At 59.8% G+C, this 15453-nt stretch carries 17 protein-coding genes; 6 read left to right on the forward strand and 11 right to left on the reverse strand.

Annotated elements, in window-relative coordinates:
* The first annotated feature begins 2 nt into the window (after positions 1 to 2).
* From HCK03_RS22525 to HCK03_RS22540, 4 genes are read left to right on the forward strand one after another with little or no spacing between them, the layout of a single operon-like run.
* Positions 3 to 431: a PTS sugar transporter subunit IIA gene (locus HCK03_RS22525; RefSeq protein WP_115193588.1), complete on the forward strand. Its 429-nt coding sequence runs from the start codon at positions 3 to 5 to the stop codon at positions 429 to 431.
* Positions 432 to 443: 12 nt separating this feature from the next.
* On the forward strand, positions 444 to 938 hold the full coding sequence (locus HCK03_RS22530) for a PTS sugar transporter subunit IIB (RefSeq protein WP_041143992.1): 495 nt from the start codon (positions 444 to 446) through the stop codon (positions 936 to 938).
* A 10-nt stretch (positions 939 to 948) separates the two neighbouring features.
* Positions 949 to 1746, forward strand: coding sequence for a PTS mannose/fructose/sorbose/N-acetylgalactosamine transporter subunit IIC (locus HCK03_RS22535; protein WP_115193589.1), 798 nt, complete (start codon positions 949 to 951; stop codon positions 1744 to 1746).
* Positions 1746 to 2564 carry a PTS system mannose/fructose/sorbose family transporter subunit IID gene (locus tag HCK03_RS22540; protein ID WP_041143990.1) on the forward strand — a complete coding sequence of 273 codons (819 nt, stop codon included), beginning with the start codon at positions 1746 to 1748 and terminating at the stop codon, positions 2562 to 2564. Before HCK03_RS22535 ends, HCK03_RS22540 begins: the two co-directional genes overlap by 1 nt.
* 81 nt (positions 2565 to 2645) lie before the next feature.
* Here HCK03_RS22540 and HCK03_RS22545 read toward each other — a convergent pair whose 3' ends face one another.
* The 3 genes from HCK03_RS22545 to HCK03_RS22555 all read right to left on the reverse strand — a co-directional run bounded on the left by HCK03_RS22545 (position 2646) and on the right by HCK03_RS22555 (position 4729).
* A complete protein-coding gene (locus HCK03_RS22545) occupies positions 2646 to 3428 on the reverse strand; it encodes a glucose-6-phosphate isomerase family protein (RefSeq protein ID WP_167692212.1) in 783 nt (260 codons plus the stop codon).
* A complete protein-coding gene (locus tag HCK03_RS22550) occupies positions 3421 to 3984 on the reverse strand; it encodes a glucose-6-phosphate isomerase family protein (RefSeq protein ID WP_167692213.1) in 564 nt (187 codons plus the stop codon). Before HCK03_RS22550 ends, HCK03_RS22545 begins: the two co-directional genes overlap by 8 nt.
* A gap of 115 nt (positions 3985 to 4099) precedes the next feature.
* Complete coding sequence (locus HCK03_RS22555; protein WP_115193591.1) at positions 4100 to 4729, reverse strand: alanyl-tRNA editing protein; 630 nt, start codon at positions 4727 to 4729, stop codon at positions 4100 to 4102.
* A 92-nt stretch (positions 4730 to 4821) separates the two neighbouring features.
* Between HCK03_RS22555 and HCK03_RS22560 the strand changes: the two genes are divergently transcribed.
* Positions 4822 to 5724: a LysR family transcriptional regulator gene (locus HCK03_RS22560; RefSeq protein WP_134525231.1), complete on the forward strand. Its 903-nt coding sequence runs from the start codon at positions 4822 to 4824 to the stop codon at positions 5722 to 5724.
* Positions 5725 to 5729: 5 nt separating this feature from the next.
* On the opposite strand, the gene rihC is transcribed toward HCK03_RS22560, so the two are convergent.
* The 6 genes from rihC to ribF all read right to left on the reverse strand — a co-directional run bounded on the left by rihC (position 5730) and on the right by ribF (position 12517).
* A complete protein-coding gene (gene rihC, locus HCK03_RS22565; RefSeq protein ID WP_167692214.1) occupies positions 5730 to 6644 on the reverse strand; it encodes a ribonucleoside hydrolase RihC in 915 nt (304 codons plus the stop codon).
* A gap of 65 nt (positions 6645 to 6709) precedes the next feature.
* On the reverse strand, positions 6710 to 7660 hold the full coding sequence (gene ispH, locus HCK03_RS22570; RefSeq protein ID WP_167692215.1) for a 4-hydroxy-3-methylbut-2-enyl diphosphate reductase: 951 nt from the start codon (positions 7658 to 7660) through the stop codon (positions 6710 to 6712).
* A gap of 1 nt (position 7661) precedes the next feature.
* Positions 7662 to 8111, reverse strand: a complete 450-nt coding sequence (gene fkpB, locus HCK03_RS22575; RefSeq protein ID WP_041143983.1) for an FKBP-type peptidyl-prolyl cis-trans isomerase — start codon at positions 8109 to 8111, stop codon at positions 7662 to 7664.
* A 109-nt stretch (positions 8112 to 8220) separates the two neighbouring features.
* The gene (gene lspA / locus HCK03_RS22580; protein WP_167692216.1) at positions 8221 to 8718 is read right to left on the reverse strand and encodes a signal peptidase II; all 498 of its coding nucleotides are present in this window, start codon (positions 8716 to 8718) and stop codon (positions 8221 to 8223) included.
* Positions 8718 to 11534, reverse strand: coding sequence for an isoleucine--tRNA ligase (gene ileS, locus HCK03_RS22585; RefSeq protein WP_143717835.1), 2817 nt, complete (start codon positions 11532 to 11534; stop codon positions 8718 to 8720). Before ileS ends, lspA begins: the two co-directional genes overlap by 1 nt.
* A gap of 44 nt (positions 11535 to 11578) precedes the next feature.
* The gene (gene ribF / locus HCK03_RS22590; protein WP_041143981.1) at positions 11579 to 12517 is read right to left on the reverse strand and encodes a bifunctional riboflavin kinase/FAD synthetase; all 939 of its coding nucleotides are present in this window, start codon (positions 12515 to 12517) and stop codon (positions 11579 to 11581) included.
* A 330-nt stretch (positions 12518 to 12847) separates the two neighbouring features.
* On the opposite strand from ribF, the gene rpsT reads away from it, so the two are divergent.
* The gene (gene rpsT, locus HCK03_RS22600; RefSeq protein WP_003018940.1) at positions 12848 to 13111 is read left to right on the forward strand and encodes a 30S ribosomal protein S20; all 264 of its coding nucleotides are present in this window, start codon (positions 12848 to 12850) and stop codon (positions 13109 to 13111) included.
* Between the two features lie 72 nt (positions 13112 to 13183).
* On the opposite strand, the gene nhaR is transcribed toward rpsT, so the two are convergent.
* Together nhaR and nhaA are read right to left on the reverse strand one after the other, a co-directional pair.
* Entirely contained in the window at positions 13184 to 14083 is a 900-nt protein-coding gene (gene nhaR / locus HCK03_RS22605) for a transcriptional activator NhaR (RefSeq protein ID WP_041143980.1), read from the reverse strand.
* Positions 14084 to 14135: 52 nt separating this feature from the next.
* Positions 14136 to 15311: a Na+/H+ antiporter NhaA gene (nhaA, locus tag HCK03_RS22610; RefSeq protein WP_076946430.1), complete on the reverse strand. Its 1176-nt coding sequence runs from the start codon at positions 15309 to 15311 to the stop codon at positions 14136 to 14138.
* Between the last annotated feature and the right edge of the window lie 142 nt (positions 15312 to 15453).

The following is a 15453-nucleotide window of genomic DNA, read 5'->3' on the forward strand; positions in this document are numbered from 1 at the left end:
AAATGATTAACGTTATTGTTGCCACTCACGGCCCGCTGGCTGACGCCCTGCTGGCCAGCGGGCGGATGGTGTACGGCGAGCTGCCCTATATCTCCACCGTCACCCTCGACGAGCAGGCGGGTATTGAGGGCTTTAAGCAGGATTTTGCCCGCGCGCTGGAGTGGTCCGGACAGCAGGCCGACGGCGTACTGGTGCTGTGCGATATGCAAAGCGGAACGCCGTGGAACGTCGCCTGCCTGCACGCCTTCTCTGCGCAGACAGCGCCCCCCGTCGCCGTGCTGGCGGGAGTGAATTTCCCGATGCTGCTGCAGTGTGAAGAGATTCTCGACCTGACGGATGTCCACGCCGCTGCCGACCGGCTGCTGGCGTTAACCGTACCAACCCTGATTAAAGCCACCCCGGTTTTAGCCGTTCAGCCAGATGATTTTTAGAGGAAAACGCTTATGAGTATCTCTTTTGTACGTATTGACGACCGGGTGATCCATGGGCAGCTCGTGACGCGCTGGGCCAAAGAGCTGCCCTGCGACGGTATCGTGGCGATTGACGACGCCGTCGCGGCCGACCCGCTCCTCTCATCGGTGATGAAAGGCGCCGTGCAGGACCTCAAGGTCTGGCTGTTCGACACCGCCACGGCCATTGAAAAATTACCCAAAGTCATTGCCAGCGAGAAACGCTATTTCGTGATAGGCAAATCCCCGGTCACCTTACAGCGCCTGGAAGCGGCGGGGATCAGCCTGAAAAATGCCAACGGCAAAATCAACGTTGGCCCGATGAGCGCCCGCGCCGACACCACCACCATTGGGCCAAATCAGTCGGTTAATGCCGACGAGATCGCCGCCTTCGACTGGCTGGTACAGCGCGGGCATCACGTTGAGTTCCGTCTGGTGCCGGATGCCAGCTGCTACAGCTGGCAGGACGCTCGGCAGAAGCTGAAATAAGGAGCGGATGATGATTATCGAAGCGACGTTGATTGGCATTCTTTGCTACCTGGGGGCCCTCAGCAGCCCCTGGCTTTTAGGCCTGACCGGCGGCTGGTATCTGATTACCCGGCCGCTGGTCTCCGGCATGCTGGTCGGCCTGATTTTAGGCGACCTGAAGACCGGGATCATGATAGGCGTTGCGGTCCAGGCGGTGTATATCGCCATGGTGACGCCGGGCGGCTCAATGCCCGCCGACCTCAACTTCGTCGCCTGGCCGGCGATTGCGCTGGGGATATTGTCGGGTAAGGGACCGGAGGTCGCGGTGGCGCTGGCGGCGACTATCGGTATCGCCGGCACGATTTTATTCAATGCGATGATGGTGCTGAACTCCTTCTGGAACCATCGCGCCGACGTGGCGCTGGATCGCGGCGATGAGCGTGGCCTTTACCTGAACAGCGCGATCTGGCCGCAGGTCAGTAACTTCGTGCTGCGCTTTGTTCCCACCTTTATTGCGGTCTATTTTGGCGCCCAGTACATCAGCGGCTTTATGGACAGCCTGCCGAGAATCGTGCTCTCCACGATGAACGTGCTGGGCGGTATTCTGCCAGCGGTGGGGATCGCGATTCTGCTTAAACAGATCATCAAGAACTACAGCATGCTGATCTATTTTCTCGTCGGGTTCGTCTGCATCGTTTTTTTAAAGCTCAATATGGTCGCGCTGGTGATCGTGGGCTCGCTGCTGGCGCTGATCCACTACAACTATAAGCCGGAACCGCAGCAGGCCGCGGGCAGCAGGCCGGCCGTCGATGATGAGGATGAATTCTGATGGAAGAACGTACCCTGAACCGTAAAGATCTGCGCCGCTGCTGGCGGGCGTGGATGATGCACAACCTCTCGTCGATGAGCTTTGAGCGCCTGGAGTCGTTCGGCTTCTGCCTGAGCATGCTGCCGGTGGCGAAAAAGCTCTATCCCGACGCGGCCCAGCGCATGGAAATGCTGCGCCGCCACGCCTCCTTCTACAACACCGAGCCGCAGATCGGCGCGATCGTTAACGGAATGGTGCTCGGGCTGGAAGAGAAAAAGGCCAACGGCGAGCCCATCGACGGTGAGACGATCAACACCCTGAAGGTTGGCCTGATGGGGCCGATCGCCGGGATCGGCGACTCGATGATCCCGGGGATGCTGATCCCTATCCTGCTGAGCATCGGTATGGCGCTGGCGGCAGGCGGCAACGTCCTTGGGCCGCTGTTCTATATCGTCGCCTGGCTGGCGATTATTATCCCCGGCTCGTGGTTCCTGTTTTTAAAGGGCTACAAAATGGGCTCTGGCTCGGTGGAGATGCTGGTCAGCAGCCGCTCCACCCGCCTGCGCGAGGCCCTGTCGCTGCTCGGCGTCTTCGTGATGGGCGGCGTCGCGGCGAGCTACGTGAAGCTGGGAACCGGGCTGGAGTTCATCACCCGCGATGGCGTCAATATCCACGTCCAGCAGATGCTGGACGGCATATTCCCGCAGCTCCTGCCGCTGGTGGTGGTGCTGGGGACCTGGTATTTAATGGCGAAGCGCGGCGTTTCGCCGGTGAAGGCGATGGTCATGCTGCTGCTGCTGGCTGCGGCAGGCGTCGCCAGCGGTCTGTTTGCCGGCTAGCTGCGAACGCGACCCCGGTTTGCAGGCCGGGGTCGCCGCCTGTACCGCCAATATCTGAACCGGGGCATCGCCCCGGTTTTTTTATGGATGAAAGTTGTGCCACAGATCCGTCGCCCTGTCCGGGCTGGAGATAAACTGCAGGCGGGCGGGATCGTCGATAAACTGCTGATAAATCGGCGCGGAGGTCAGGCCAAACTCGACGTACCGGCGCGGCGTAATCGCCTGCAGGCGACCGGGAAGATAGCGTGAATTATGCTGCCAGATAACGTGGTTATCCTGCAGCAGCGGGTACCACGCCAGCCCCTTATGCGCCCGCACGGCATCATACTCAAAGCCGTACTCCCGATCGCACCAGGCGCCGAAGGTGAGCGGCACCTCGGGATCGGCGGAAATCGTCGCGTGCCCCCAGCCCGGCGGCACCAGCACCTTATCGCCGGGTTCGGCAATCACCGCAAAGCAGCGGCCGGGATCGTCTTCCACCCGCTCCTGCATATAGATAATCGCCTTTCCCTGCCAGATTTCATACAGCTCCGGCGGCGACCAGCCGCTGTGCTGACTGATGCGGTGGATATGACCCTGGCTGCGCACCGGCTCTTCCCCCAGCCTTCCGGCGGCGTAGGTCACGACGCCAAACAGCAGCATGCGCTTTTTTAGCTCATCGCGATCCTGCATGCGCGCCACGTCCATGGCGATCGCGTAGACCTCGTCCGGCCCTGCGCAGTGGGGATCGCGCAGCGAGGCGCGGATCTGATCGAGACGACGGATCTCCGGCATCGGCCCGGTCACGTCCGCGCCGTAGCTAAAACCAGGGGGATGGTGGTGGATCGTCATATCCAGGCCGTAAGCGCGGGCAGAATCAGACATTCTGCACCTCTTTTGCCTGAATAGTCCGGTTCTCCTCGATGACCCGCAGCCTGAAGCCGCCGTCCAGCGCCGCGTAATCATGTCCCGCAGCGGCGGGCCACACCGCCAGCGCCGACAGCGTATCGGCCCCGGTGTTTATCAGGCGGTGGGCGCTATAGCCGGGGATAACGTGCACCGAGCCGGCGAAAACCTGCTCCAGACGGGTTTCTCCGCGCTCGTTTTGCAGCAGCAGCAGGCCGCTGCCGCGCAGACCGAAGTAGACTTCGCCCTGCTCGCGGCGGGCGTGAAAGTGCCCGCGAGTCATAAAAAATTCATCCCCGACCTTGCCGGGATAGAGGTGGGTGACGCCGGTATAGAGCGCGCCCGGTGCGGAGGAGGTATCAAGCATTTCAACCTCGTACACCACCCGGTCGCCCGCCATGGTCAGACGGGTTCGCTCATCGGCAAAAACGCCGATCAGATCCGCAATACGCGTCGACTTGCGTAGCAGCGGGCCGTCGGAAAACAGGCCGCTGGCCCACGCCACCTGCGGTGGCTGGAAAAAAACAGGATTCATATTGGTCTCCGGCCCAAGGAGAACAGCAGAATCAGCTTAGCAGATTAATCGATTAACCCAAGGGCGAGCGGACGACTTTGTAGCGCACGTCACAGCCGGCGCTGCAAAGGTATCTTCACGCCAGCGTGTAGCTCACGATCAGCTGGCCCTTTTTCATTTTCAGCTGGGTTATCAGCACTTCGCCCAGCTCAGAAAGGCTGGCAACGTGGGTCCCGCCGCAGGGATAATCAGGCAGGGAACCAAATCCCACCCTGCGCAGCCCGTCAACCACGGAGATATGGCGAGGCAGGTTTTCCGCCCGCCAGCCGGCCACTTTTTCCTGCAGCACGCTGGCCTCCGGCAATGACGCACTGGCGCCTGAGGTGAAGGTAATTCGCCCCTCTCCTGGCCAGTGGTGGGCCTTCGTCGGCTGCCAGCCGCACTGCTCTCCCGCGAGGCCAATCAGGTGGCCCGCAGAGTGCAGGCGGGCATGCTGCCGCCGCGCTGCGCCATCAATGCGGATCGTTACCTCGCCCGGGGCCAGCGGCTGCGGGACAAGGTGCAGAATGCTGTCGCCAAACGCCGTTACCCCTTCGACGGCGATCTCCGCTATCCAGCCGCGATCCGCCGGCTGCCCGCCGCCCTGCGGATGAAACAGCGTTTGGTCCAGCTCGATTGCGTAGCGGCCATCGGCCTGCTCTACGCAGCCCACCACCCGCGCGCGCCCTTCGGTGGCATCGCTGGTGTAATAAAGACGTTCGGTCATGGTTGTTCTCCTCTCTTTACGCACAGTATATTGATAATACGTACAGCGATAATCCCGTCTTACGTCAATGCACCTTTGCTTAGAGAGCACAAATGAACTTAAGCTTACTTCCCGATTTGGCCCTCTTCGTGCAAATCGTCGAGCAGGGCAGCTTTTCCGCGGTCGCCCGGCTTACGGGAACCACGCCTTCGGCGGTCAGCCGCAGCGTCTCGCGCCTTGAGCGGGAGATGGGCAGCAAGCTGCTGCACCGATCCACGCGCAAACTCCGCCTGAGCGATGCCGGCAAGACGGTTTACGCCCACGCGCTGGAGATGCTGGAATCCGCGCGCCTGGCGATGGATGCGGCCGGCAGCGCCCAGCAGGTGGCGCAGGGCAAGCTGACGCTCAGCGTGCCGAAGGCCGTCGGGCGGTTTGTTATCCATCCGCTGATGAGCGAGTTTCTGGCCCGCTTTCCGCAGGTTGACGTCTGCCTGCGTCTCGAAGATCGCTATCTTGACCTGATTGACGACGGGATCGATCTGGCGCTGCGCATCACCCATTCGCCCTCGCCGGGGCTGCACGGCAAGCCGCTGATGCCGGTCAGCCACGTAATCTGCGCTACCCCGCACTATTTACGCCAGCACGGCGCGCCGCAAAATCCGCAGGATCTGCGCGACCATAGCTGCATCAGCCTCGGCGAAACGCCCGCCGATGCGCGCTGGAAATTTCGTCGCGAAGGAAAAACGGAAATCGTACAGACCCGAGGGCGCTACGCCGCCAACCACACCGCCGTGCGGCTGGATGCGGTGAAGCAGAATTTAGGCATTGGCAGCCTGCCGCTGTTTACCGCCCGCGAAGCGCTGGAGCGCGGGGAGATAGTCCAGGTGCTGGCAGAGTGGGAGTTTATCAGCAGCTACTCCGGCGAGCTGTGGCTGCTGTGGGCGGGAAATAAGCATATGCCCGCCAGGATGCGGGCCATGATTGACTATCTTAGCGAGAAAATTTATCGCCGCTAAAGGGCCTATGGCGCCAGCGCCAGAACCTCCGCGACCCAGCGCTGGAAGCCTGCGACGTCCAGATCCAGCGCCACGCTGGCGTTCGCCGGCTGGCCAAGGCGGCCTTCGATATCAACGACCGTGGTGCCCGCCGTCCAGCTCCCCTGCGTTTCGACCGCCACAAAGCACGGTTTAAGGGTAAACAGCTCGGGACGAACCAGCCAGGCGATGGCGCACAGGTCATGCATGCGCAGCCCGATCTCCATGCTGCCGCTGCGGTAGTGGCTGAACAGCGCGTGGAGCATTTTGCCGGTCCTGTTGAGCGTCGGCAGCGTGGCGAGATATTCCGGGGCGAGTATTGCCTGATTGGTGACGTCCAGCCCGCACATCACAATCTCCAGCCCGCTCTGAAACACTTTCGCCGCGGCTTCCGGGTCGATGGCAATGTTAAACTCCGCGTTGGGGGTGAAGTTACCCCGCCCGGCGGATCCGCCCATAATGACCAGGCGGCGAATGTTAAACCGGCACTCCGGATACTGCGTCAGCAGCAGCGCAATGTTGGTCAGCGGGCCAATGGCCACCAGCGTCATCGGCTCCGGGGCATGCATCAGCGCATCGCGAATGGCCTGAAACGCCGGTTTCGGCAGCGGCTGGCAGCGATGCTCGACAAACTCATACCCTTCCATCCCCGACTCGCCGTGGACCGAGGCCGCATCGCGCAGCGGGCGCAGCAGGGGCATTGAGGCGCCCTGGGCCAGCGGCACGTCGGCGTTCCAGAAATGCAGCAGCTGCAGCGCATTGCGGGTGGTTTTTTCCACCGACACGTTGCCGGCCACCGTGGTCATCAGCTGCAGATCCAGCTCGGGCGCGAACAGCGCCGCGGCGATTGCCGCCGCATCATCAATGCCGGGATCGGTATCAAGAACTATCGGTAAGCGCATAAATTCTCCAAAAAAAATGCCAGACGTTAAGTCTGGCATCTTCGCATACTGACGGCGTAAAGAACTTATTCTACTTCACGGACGTCAACCCGCAGCTCTTTCGGCACTTCAAAGACGATGTTCTCTTCGCGCCCTTCCAGCGGCACCGCGTCGCCGCCGCCCAGCTCCTGCAGGCGAGCAATCACGTTCTGCACCAGGATATCCGGCGCCGATGCGCCGGCGGTCACGCCCACGCATTTGGCCGCTTTGACCCACGCCTCCTGGATATCGGCCGCATCATCGATCAGATACGCCGCTTTCCCCATGCGCTGCGCGAGTTCGGCCAGACGGTTGGAGTTGGAGGAGTTCTTCGACCCCACCACCAGCACTACGTCCGCCTGCTCCGCCAGCGCGCGTACCGCTTCCTGACGGTTAGTGGTGGCGTAGCAAATATCGTCTTTACGCGGCCCGACGATTTTCGGGAAGCGCTGGCGCAGCGCGTCAATGACGTCAGAGGTGTCATCAACGGAGAGCGTGGTCTGAGTCATAAACGACAGCCTGGCGTCGTTTTTCACTTCCAGCGTCCAGACGTCGTCCGGCGACTCCACCAGGTACATGCCCCCCTGCGGGTTGCTGTACTGGCCCATCGTCCCCTCAACTTCCGGGTGACCGGCGTGACCGATCAGAATCGACTCTTCGCCGCGGCGGCTAGCGCGAGCCACCTCCATATGGACCTTGGTCACCAGCGGACAGGTGGCATCGAAAACCGTCAGATCGCGGCTTTTCGCCTCGTTGCGTACCGCCTGAGAGACGCCGTGGGCGGAGAAAATCAGGATCGCGCCGTCCGGCACTTCGCTGATTTGCTCGATAAAAATAGCGCCGCGCTTGCGCAGGCTATCGACCACATAGCGGTTATGCACCACTTCATGACGAACATAGATCGGCGCGCCATACAGCGTCAGCGCGTTTTCGACAATGCTGATAGCGCGGTCAACGCCGGCGCAGAAGCCGCGCGGGTTAGCCAACAGGATCTGCATTTTACTCCTCCAGCGCCGGATCGACTTCCAGCACTTCAATATCAAAATGAACGGTGCGCCCGGCCAGTGGATGGTTGAAATCAACGGTGATCGAATCGCCGTTAACTTCCCGAATCACGCCGGGCATTTCGCTGCCATCCATTGCGGTAAAGAGCATAATTGCGCCAATTTCCGGCTCGCCCGCATCGATAAACTCGCGGCGGGAGAAGTACTGAATCAGGTCCGGGCTGGGTACGCCAAACGCGGCATCAGGCTCGAGGGAGAAGTTGGTTTTATCCCCCGCCTTCAGCCCCAGCAGGTGCTGTTCCAGCCCCTCGGTGAGCGAAGCGTCACCAAGACGGAACAGCGCCGGCTTGCCGTTATTGCGCGTAGACTCCGCGGTGGAGCCATCATCAAGTTTCAGCGTGAAGTGCACCAGCACCCCGCTGTTGCTCTGTACAGAGTTTGACATGCAGGTTTGCTCTAAGTTGGTTCTGCGTTTACCCCGCCTGGCGGCAAGACCGCTGGCGGGGTACGCTTATAATGTAGGCCGGGCTGGCGTAAACGCCACCCGGCAGGGATTACGCGGTTTTCTTCGCAGCGCCGGGCAAAAAGCCTTCCAGCACAATCAGCGCCGCGCCGATACAGATGGCGGTATCGGCCAGGTTGAAGGTGGCGAAATGCCACTCACCGACGTAGAAATCAATCATATCGACGACAAAACCGTGCCACAGCCGGTCGAACAGGTTGCCTAACGCCCCGCCAATAATCAGCGCGTAGGCGATGTTATTGAGCTTCTGCGTCGCCTTCGAGCGGTACATCAGTACCGTCAGAATCACGCAGATGCCGAGGGCAATCCCCGCAAAGAACCAGCGCTGCCAGCCGCCGCTATCGGCGAGGAAGCTAAAAGCCGCGCCGTAGTTGCGCGCATAGTGCAGGTTCAGCGATGGGAACAGCGCTACCGTATCCCCCAGAGCAAAGTTCTGGAGGATCAGGAATTTGCTGCCCAGATCGATAATCAGCACGGCGACGACGACCCACAGCCAGCGTAGCCCGGTTGAACAGAGAGATTTACTCATCAGGCAAACTTACGTTGTTCGCCGTCACCGGCGACGTTGCTGACACAGCGACCGCAGATTTCCGCGTGTTCCGCCACCTTGCCGACGTCGCTGGTGTAGTGCCAGCAGCGTGGGCACTTATCGCCTTCCGCTTTGCTCAGCACAACCCGCAGACCTTTCAGCAGTTCGCTCTGCCAGGCATCAGCCGGCGCCTGTGCGTAATCGGCCACGTTCGCCCCTGAGGTTAACAGGACAAAGCGCAGCTCGTCGCCCAGCGCGTTCAGCTTGGTTGCCAGCTCGCTATCCGCATACAGCGTGACCGCCGCCTCAAGAGAGCCGCCCACCAGCTTGTCAGCACGAGCCTGTTCGATAACCTTGTTCACTTCACCGCGCACCTTCAGCAGTTCATCCCAGAAGCCGTCGTTCATCGCTTCATCGTCGGCCAGGCCGAACAGGCCTTCATACCACTCCCCGGTGAAGACGTATTTCTCGCGGGAACCCGGCAGGTAGCCCCAGATTTCGTCGGCGGTGAAGGACATGATCGGCGCCATCCAGCGCACCAGCGCTTCCACGATGTGGAACAGCGCGGTCTGGCAGCTGCGACGCGCCACGCTGTCCGCTTTCGCGGTGTATTGGCGGTCTTTGATGATGTCGAGGTAGAAGGACCCCATTTCGATGGAGCAGAAGCGCATCAGGCGCTGCACTACTTCATGGAAGTCGTAGGACTCGTAGGCTTTGAGGATATCGTCCTGCGCCGCTTTCGCGCAGCTCACCGCCCAGCGATCGAGCACTACCATCTCTTCCGGTTTCACCATGTCGGTCAGCGGGTCGAAGCCGTTAAGGTTCGCCAGCAGGAAGCGCGCGGTGTTACGGATACGACGATAGCTGTCGGCGGCGCGTTTGAGGATCTCATCGGAGACCGCCATTTCGCCGGTATAGTCGGTGGAAGCCACCCACAGGCGCAGGATATCCGCGCCCAGCTTGTTCATTACATCCTGCGGAGAGACGGTATTACCGATGGATTTGGACATCTTGCGGCCCTGGCCATCAACGGTAAAGCCGTGGGTCAGCACCTGGCGATACGGCGCTTTGCCCTTCATCGCCGTGGAGATCATCAGCGAGGACATGAACCAGCCGCGGTGCTGGTCGGAACCTTCCAGATACATATCGGCGGCGTGACCGGAAAACTCCGGACGCACGTCTACCACCGAGGAGTGGGTAGAGCCGGAGTCAAACCACACGTCGAGGGTATCCGGCACTTTCTCGTAGCTGTCGGCATCGGCACCGAGGATATCGCGGGAGTCGAGATCCCACCACGCCTGAATACCGTCAACCTCAACGCGCTTCGCCACTTCTTCCATCAGCTCCAGGGTGCGCGGATGCAGCTCCTGGGTCTCTTTATGCACGAACAGGGACATCGGAACGCCCCAGGTACGCTGACGGGAGATACACCAGTCAGGGCGGTTAGCCACCATCGATTCGATACGCGCCTGGCCCCAGTCCGGGATCCACTGCACGCCTTTAATCTCTTTTAGCGACTGCGCGCGCAGGCCTTTCTGATCCATGCTGACGAACCACTGCGGCGTGGCGCGGAAGATGATCGGCGACTTGTGGCGCCAGCAGCACGGATAGCTGTGCTGCATTTTTTCAACGTGCAGCAGCGCGCCGCTTTCACGCAGCAGCTCAACGATGATGTCGTTAGCTTTGAAGACGTTGATGCCGTCCAGCGACGGATAGGTTCCCGGCAGGTAGGCGCCGTCAGGGCCGACCGGATTGGCGATTTCCAGGCCATATTTCTGGCTGATGGTGTAGTCGTCAGGGCCGTGGCCGCCGGCGGTATGCACCGCACCGGTACCCGCATCGAGGGTAACGTGGTCGCCGAGGATCGCCGGAACGTCGAAGTCGAGGAACGGGTGATTAAAGCGCATCAGCTCCAGCTCGGCGCCGTTGACCACCGCGAGGATGGTGTAATCCGCAACGCCCGTACGCTTCATGACGCTTTCAACCAGGTCTTTCGCCAGGATCAGCGCCTGGCCGTCAACCTGCACCAGCGCATAATCGAACTCCGGCGACAGGGAGATCGCGCGGTTAGCCGGCAGGGTCCACGGGGTGGTGGTCCAGATAACCAGGGAGACCGGACCGCTGACGTCGGCAACGCCGAACTTCGCCAGCACCGCCGCTTTATCGACGGCGTGGAACGCCACGTCGATAGACGGAGAGGTTTTGTCGTAATACTCAACTTCCGCTTCCGCCAGCGCGGAGCGGCAGTCTACGCACCAGTGCACCGGCTTCGCGCCTTTGTGCAGGTGGCCGTTGCCGATGATTTTACCCAGCGCGCGGATGATATTGGCTTCGGTTTTGAAGTCCATGGTCAGGTACGGACGCGACCAGTCGCCCAGCACGCCAAGACGGATAAAGTCTTTACGCTGGCCTTCAACCTGGGTCGCGGCGTATTCGCGGCACTTGGCACGGAACTCGGCCGCGGTGAACTTCTCACCCGGTTTGCCGAACTCCTGCTCCACTTTCAGCTCGATCGGCAGACCGTGGCAGTCCCAGCCCGGCACGTAGGGAGAATCATAGCCCGTCAGCCCTTTGGACTTAACGATAATGTCTTTCAGAATCTTGTTAACCGAGTGACCAATATGAATGCTGCCATTCGCATAAGGAGGGCCATCATGCAGAATGAAGGTTTTTTTGCCTTTTTTCGCCGCACGGATGATGCCGTACAGATCATCATCGGTCCAACGCGCCAGCATTCCCGGTTCGCGTTTGGCGAGATCGCCACGCATCGGGAACCCTGTTTCCGGCAAATTCAGGGTGGATTTATAGTCACTCATCAGATTCTCGGTTCCGTATTTCGGTTTGATAAACACCAACAGGTTTATGCCTGCCTGGTCAGCCCAAAAAGCTCGCGGGCCGTTAACTCATCACGTGCAATTTGCGCCTTCAGCTCATCGAGCGACGCAAACCGCTGTTCGTTACGTATTTTTTTACGCAGTATTACATCTATATGGCGACCGTAGAGGTCCATTACAACGTCCAGCAGATGCACTTCCAGCTGTTGACGGACGCCGGCGACCGTTGGGCGAGTGCCAATATTGGCGACACCCGGCAAAGGTTTGTCGCCAAGCCCCGTTACTTCTACCGCATAGACCCCTTTAACCGGGGAAACCTGACGACGTAGCGGTAAGTTCGCCGTCGGGAAGCCAATGGTGCGCCCCAGCTCATCGCCGTGCACCACGCGCCCTGAGATGGTAAACGGATGGCCCAGCAGCGTTTCTGCAAGGACAAGATCGTCATCCGCCAGCGCCTGCCGCACCGCGGTGCTGCTGATGCGGACGCCGCCTTCACAGAAGGTCTGGGTGCTGGTGATGTCGAACCCAAACTCCACCCCGGCTTTCTGTAATAACAAGAAATCCCCCTGACGACCAGCGCCAAAGCGGAAATCATCGCCCACGGCGAGGAACTGCACGCCCAGGCGGCGGACCAGCAGCTCGCTGATAAAGTCCTGAGCGGTCAGGGCGGCAAAGCGTCGGTCGAACCGCACGCACAGCACGTAGTCGACGCCGCTTTCAGCCAAATAGCGCAGCTTTTCACGCAGACGCGTCAGGCGTGCAGGCGCCTTATCGGCGGCAAACAGCTCCAGCGGCTGCGGTTCGAAAATCATCACTACCACCGGTAAGCCACGCTGGCGACCCTCTGCGCGCAAGCGCTGCAGCAGCGCCTGATGCCCGCGGTGCACACCGTCAAAATTACCAATGGTCAGCACGCACCCGTGCGGGGCCTGGCTGAGATTATGTATGCCGCGTATCAGCTTCATGTCTGGCTCAAAACAGTGAAAATCGTCCGAGTATACCTTGTACAACTGGCGACGTTAACCAGCGATTGCACCTCTTCGTTGAAAGATCCCGAGAATTCATCAACTCAGCGCTGGAACGCGGGGAAAACTACGCGAGCCCGTCGATTTTTATGGTGGAAAGGCTGTATTCGCCCGCAACAAGCTGGTAGAATCTTGCGCCATCACTACGTAATAAAGCGTCGTTGTTTTAAGCGCCGCTTATTTGCACAAATCCATTGACAAAAGAAGGCTAAACGGGCATTCTCCTCGGCCTTTGAATTGTCCATATAGAACACATTTGGGAGTTGGACCTTGGCTAATATCAAATCAGCTAAGAAGCGCGCCGTTCAGTCTGAAAAGGCCCGCAAGCACAACGCTAGCCGTCGCTCTATGATGCGTACTTTCATCAAGAAAGTATACGCAGCCATCGAAGCTGGCGACAAAGCTACTGCACTGAAAGCATTTAACGAAATGCAACCGATCGTGGACCGTCAGGCTGCTAAAGGTCTGATCCACAAAAACAAAGCTGCGCGTCATAAAGCAAACCTGACCGCTCAGATCAACAAACTGGCTTAATCGCCTGGTTGTTATCGCTTTGTAGAAAAACCCGCGAAAGCGGGTTTTTTTATGCCTGAAATCTGCCGCCCGTCAGCGCGGCGGCGAGGTGAAGAGCGCCGAGTAGTCGCGGTTGCAGATACGCTGTACCGCCGGATGCTGGATCATGCGCTCGGCAAAGATGGCGTGATACTCCTCCATCACGTTCTCCATCCGGCCAATCTCAATAATCGACTCGTCGTGGTAGAAATCATGCGCGTAGAGCGTTGGCGCGACAAAAATCGCGTTGTGCGCCGCGCCGAATGCCTTCATCAGCGCCGCGTCATCAAACTCCCCGAGGATCTCAACCTTGAGCCCCTGCGAATTAAACCAGTTCAGCAGCTTGCGGCCAAGCATCGAACGCCGGCCGGGGATCAGCAGGCGACGCTCCTCAAGGCAGGCGGGAAACGGCTTCTCCGGCGGTGGATTCATGCACCAGAAGCTCACGCTGCATTCGCCGATGCGCACCGAAAACAGCCCCTCCTGCTGGGTTGAGTCGATGGGGCAGTCGGAGATAATCATATCGAGCTTATGCTGGCTCAGCTGCTCCAGCAGCATCTCGTGGGTCGATTCAAAGCAGCGCAGGTGGATCTGCTCATCCTCAACCACCGCCGCATCCAGCACGCCGCTCACCAGCCGCTTCGACAGCGCATCCGCCACGCCAACGTCGAACAGCAAATTCGACTCCTTGCGGTAGTTGACGATATCCAGCATCTCCTGGCTTAGCGTGAACATGCGGTCGGCATAGCGGAACACCAGCTCGCCCAGCTCGCTCGGCTCCAGCCCCCTGCCCTTACGCTTAAAAAGCTTCCCCTGCAGGCGCTCTTCAAGCGCTTTAATTTGTCCGGTGATGGTCTGCGGCGTCAGAAACAGCGCTTCCGCCGCCCCGACCACGGAGCCTTCCTTGTAGACGTGCCAGAAGTAGTACAGATGGTTGTAGTTAATATGCGACATGCTTCTCTCCCTGATAATGTCCTGGAGAGCCTCTGCAGGCTCTCCGAAAGTATTACGCCGAGCGGGCGGGAACCGTTATGCGCTTGCGCAGCAGCATATATCCGCTGACGGCCGATAGCACCGAGCCGATCAGAATGCCAAGCTTGGCCCAGTTGATTAAGCCGGGGTCAGTGCTGGCAAACGCCAGGCTGGCGATAAAAATCGACATCGTAAAACCGATCCCGCAGAGCACGCCGACCGCCATAATCTGCGGGAAATGAGTCCCTTCCGGCAGCGAAGCCCACTTCAGCTTCAGCGCCAGCCAGCAGAACAGGCCGATCCCCAGCGGCTTGCCAATAAACAGCCCGGCAATAATCCCCAGCGGCAGCAGCGACGTCAGTCCCTCCAGCGTTACCCCTTGCAGCGAGACGCCCGCATTAGCAAAGGCGAAGAGCGGCAGGATAAGCCAGGCAACCCACGGGTGCAGAACGTGCTCAAGCTCCTTCGCCGGCGATTTGCCATCCTGCTCCTTCAGCGGGATCATAAAGCCGACAATGACCCCCGCTAAGGTGGCGTGAACCCCGGACTTCAGCACCGCGGTCCACAGCACGGCGCCGACCAGAATATAGATACCGGTGCGCCGCACCCCGCTCAGGTTCAGCAGCGCCAGCACCCCAATGGCCCCCGCCGCCACCGCGAGCGACAGCACGGAAAGGTCGTTGGTGTAGAACAGCGCGATAATAACGATCGCGCCCAGGTCATCAATGATCGCCAGCGCCATGAGGAAAATCTTCAGCGCCACAGGCACGCGGCTGCCGAGCAGCGCCAGCACGCCCAGCGCGAACGCAATATCGGTTGCCGCCGGGATCGCCCAGCCCCCTCTGGCAATCGGGTCCTGGGCGTTAAACGCAAGGTAGATAAGCGCCGGGACGATCATCCCGCCCAGGGCGGCCAGCACCGGGAACACCGCCTGGCGACGGCTGGCCAGCGCCCCTTGCATCATCTCGCGCTTCACTTCGAGGCCGATCAGCAGGAAGAAGACGGCCATCAGCGCGTCGTTAATCCACAGCAGCATGTTCTTGTTGATTTCCAGCGCGCCAACGCGCAGCTGAACGGGCGTTTCCAAAAAGGAGTGATACAGACCGCTGGTGGCGTCGGTATTCGCCAACAGCATCGCCAGCACGGCGGCAAAAATGAGGATTATGCCCCCGGAAGCATCGCTACTTAAAAAACGCTGCAGATGTTTCACTTTTTATTCTCTCTATCAGGATTATTCATCGTTTAAACTATTCTAATCGCCATAACAGCTCGAAAAAACAAGTTTATTATTGCTCTGTCGATCGGTTTTTACGAAATGAGAAGAGAAGGGTCAGAAAAGGGTCCGATCGAGA

This window comes from Klebsiella terrigena (assembly GCF_012029655.1).
Lineage (GTDB): Bacteria > Pseudomonadota > Gammaproteobacteria > Enterobacterales > Enterobacteriaceae > Klebsiella > Klebsiella terrigena.

What these genes read in the sequence shown, in the direction of transcription:
- fkpB (WP_041143983.1), bottom strand. Translation starts at nt 8,111, where the DNA reads ATGTCAAACTCTGTACAGAGCAACAGCGGGGTGCTGGTGCACTTCACG.
- HCK03_RS22525 (WP_115193588.1), top strand. Translation starts at nt 3, where the DNA reads ATGATTAACGTTATTGTTGCCACTCACGGCCCGCTGGCTGACGCCCTG.
- lspA (WP_167692216.1), bottom strand. Translation starts at nt 8,718, where the DNA reads ATGAGTAAATCTCTCTGTTCAACCGGGCTACGCTGGCTGTGGGTCGTC.
- nhaR (WP_041143980.1), bottom strand. Translation starts at nt 14,083, where the DNA reads ATGTCGCATATTAACTACAACCATCTGTACTACTTCTGGCACGTCTAC.
- HCK03_RS22550 (WP_167692213.1), bottom strand. Translation starts at nt 3,984, where the DNA reads ATGAATCCTGTTTTTTTCCAGCCACCGCAGGTGGCGTGGGCCAGCGGC.
- ribF (WP_041143981.1), bottom strand. Translation starts at nt 12,517, where the DNA reads ATGAAGCTGATACGCGGCATACATAATCTCAGCCAGGCCCCGCACGGG.
- rihC (WP_167692214.1), bottom strand. Translation starts at nt 6,644, where the DNA reads ATGCGCTTACCGATAGTTCTTGATACCGATCCCGGCATTGATGATGCG.
- ileS (WP_143717835.1), bottom strand. Translation starts at nt 11,534, where the DNA reads ATGAGTGACTATAAATCCACCCTGAATTTGCCGGAAACAGGGTTCCCG.
- HCK03_RS22530 (WP_041143992.1), top strand. Translation starts at nt 444, where the DNA reads ATGAGTATCTCTTTTGTACGTATTGACGACCGGGTGATCCATGGGCAG.
- HCK03_RS22535 (WP_115193589.1), top strand. Translation starts at nt 949, where the DNA reads ATGATTATCGAAGCGACGTTGATTGGCATTCTTTGCTACCTGGGGGCC.
- HCK03_RS22555 (WP_115193591.1), bottom strand. Translation starts at nt 4,729, where the DNA reads ATGACCGAACGTCTTTATTACACCAGCGATGCCACCGAAGGGCGCGCG.
- HCK03_RS22545 (WP_167692212.1), bottom strand. Translation starts at nt 3,428, where the DNA reads ATGTCTGATTCTGCCCGCGCTTACGGCCTGGATATGACGATCCACCAC.
- ispH (WP_167692215.1), bottom strand. Translation starts at nt 7,660, where the DNA reads ATGCAGATCCTGTTGGCTAACCCGCGCGGCTTCTGCGCCGGCGTTGAC.
- HCK03_RS22560 (WP_134525231.1), top strand. Translation starts at nt 4,822, where the DNA reads ATGAACTTAAGCTTACTTCCCGATTTGGCCCTCTTCGTGCAAATCGTC.
- HCK03_RS22540 (WP_041143990.1), top strand. Translation starts at nt 1,746, where the DNA reads ATGGAAGAACGTACCCTGAACCGTAAAGATCTGCGCCGCTGCTGGCGG.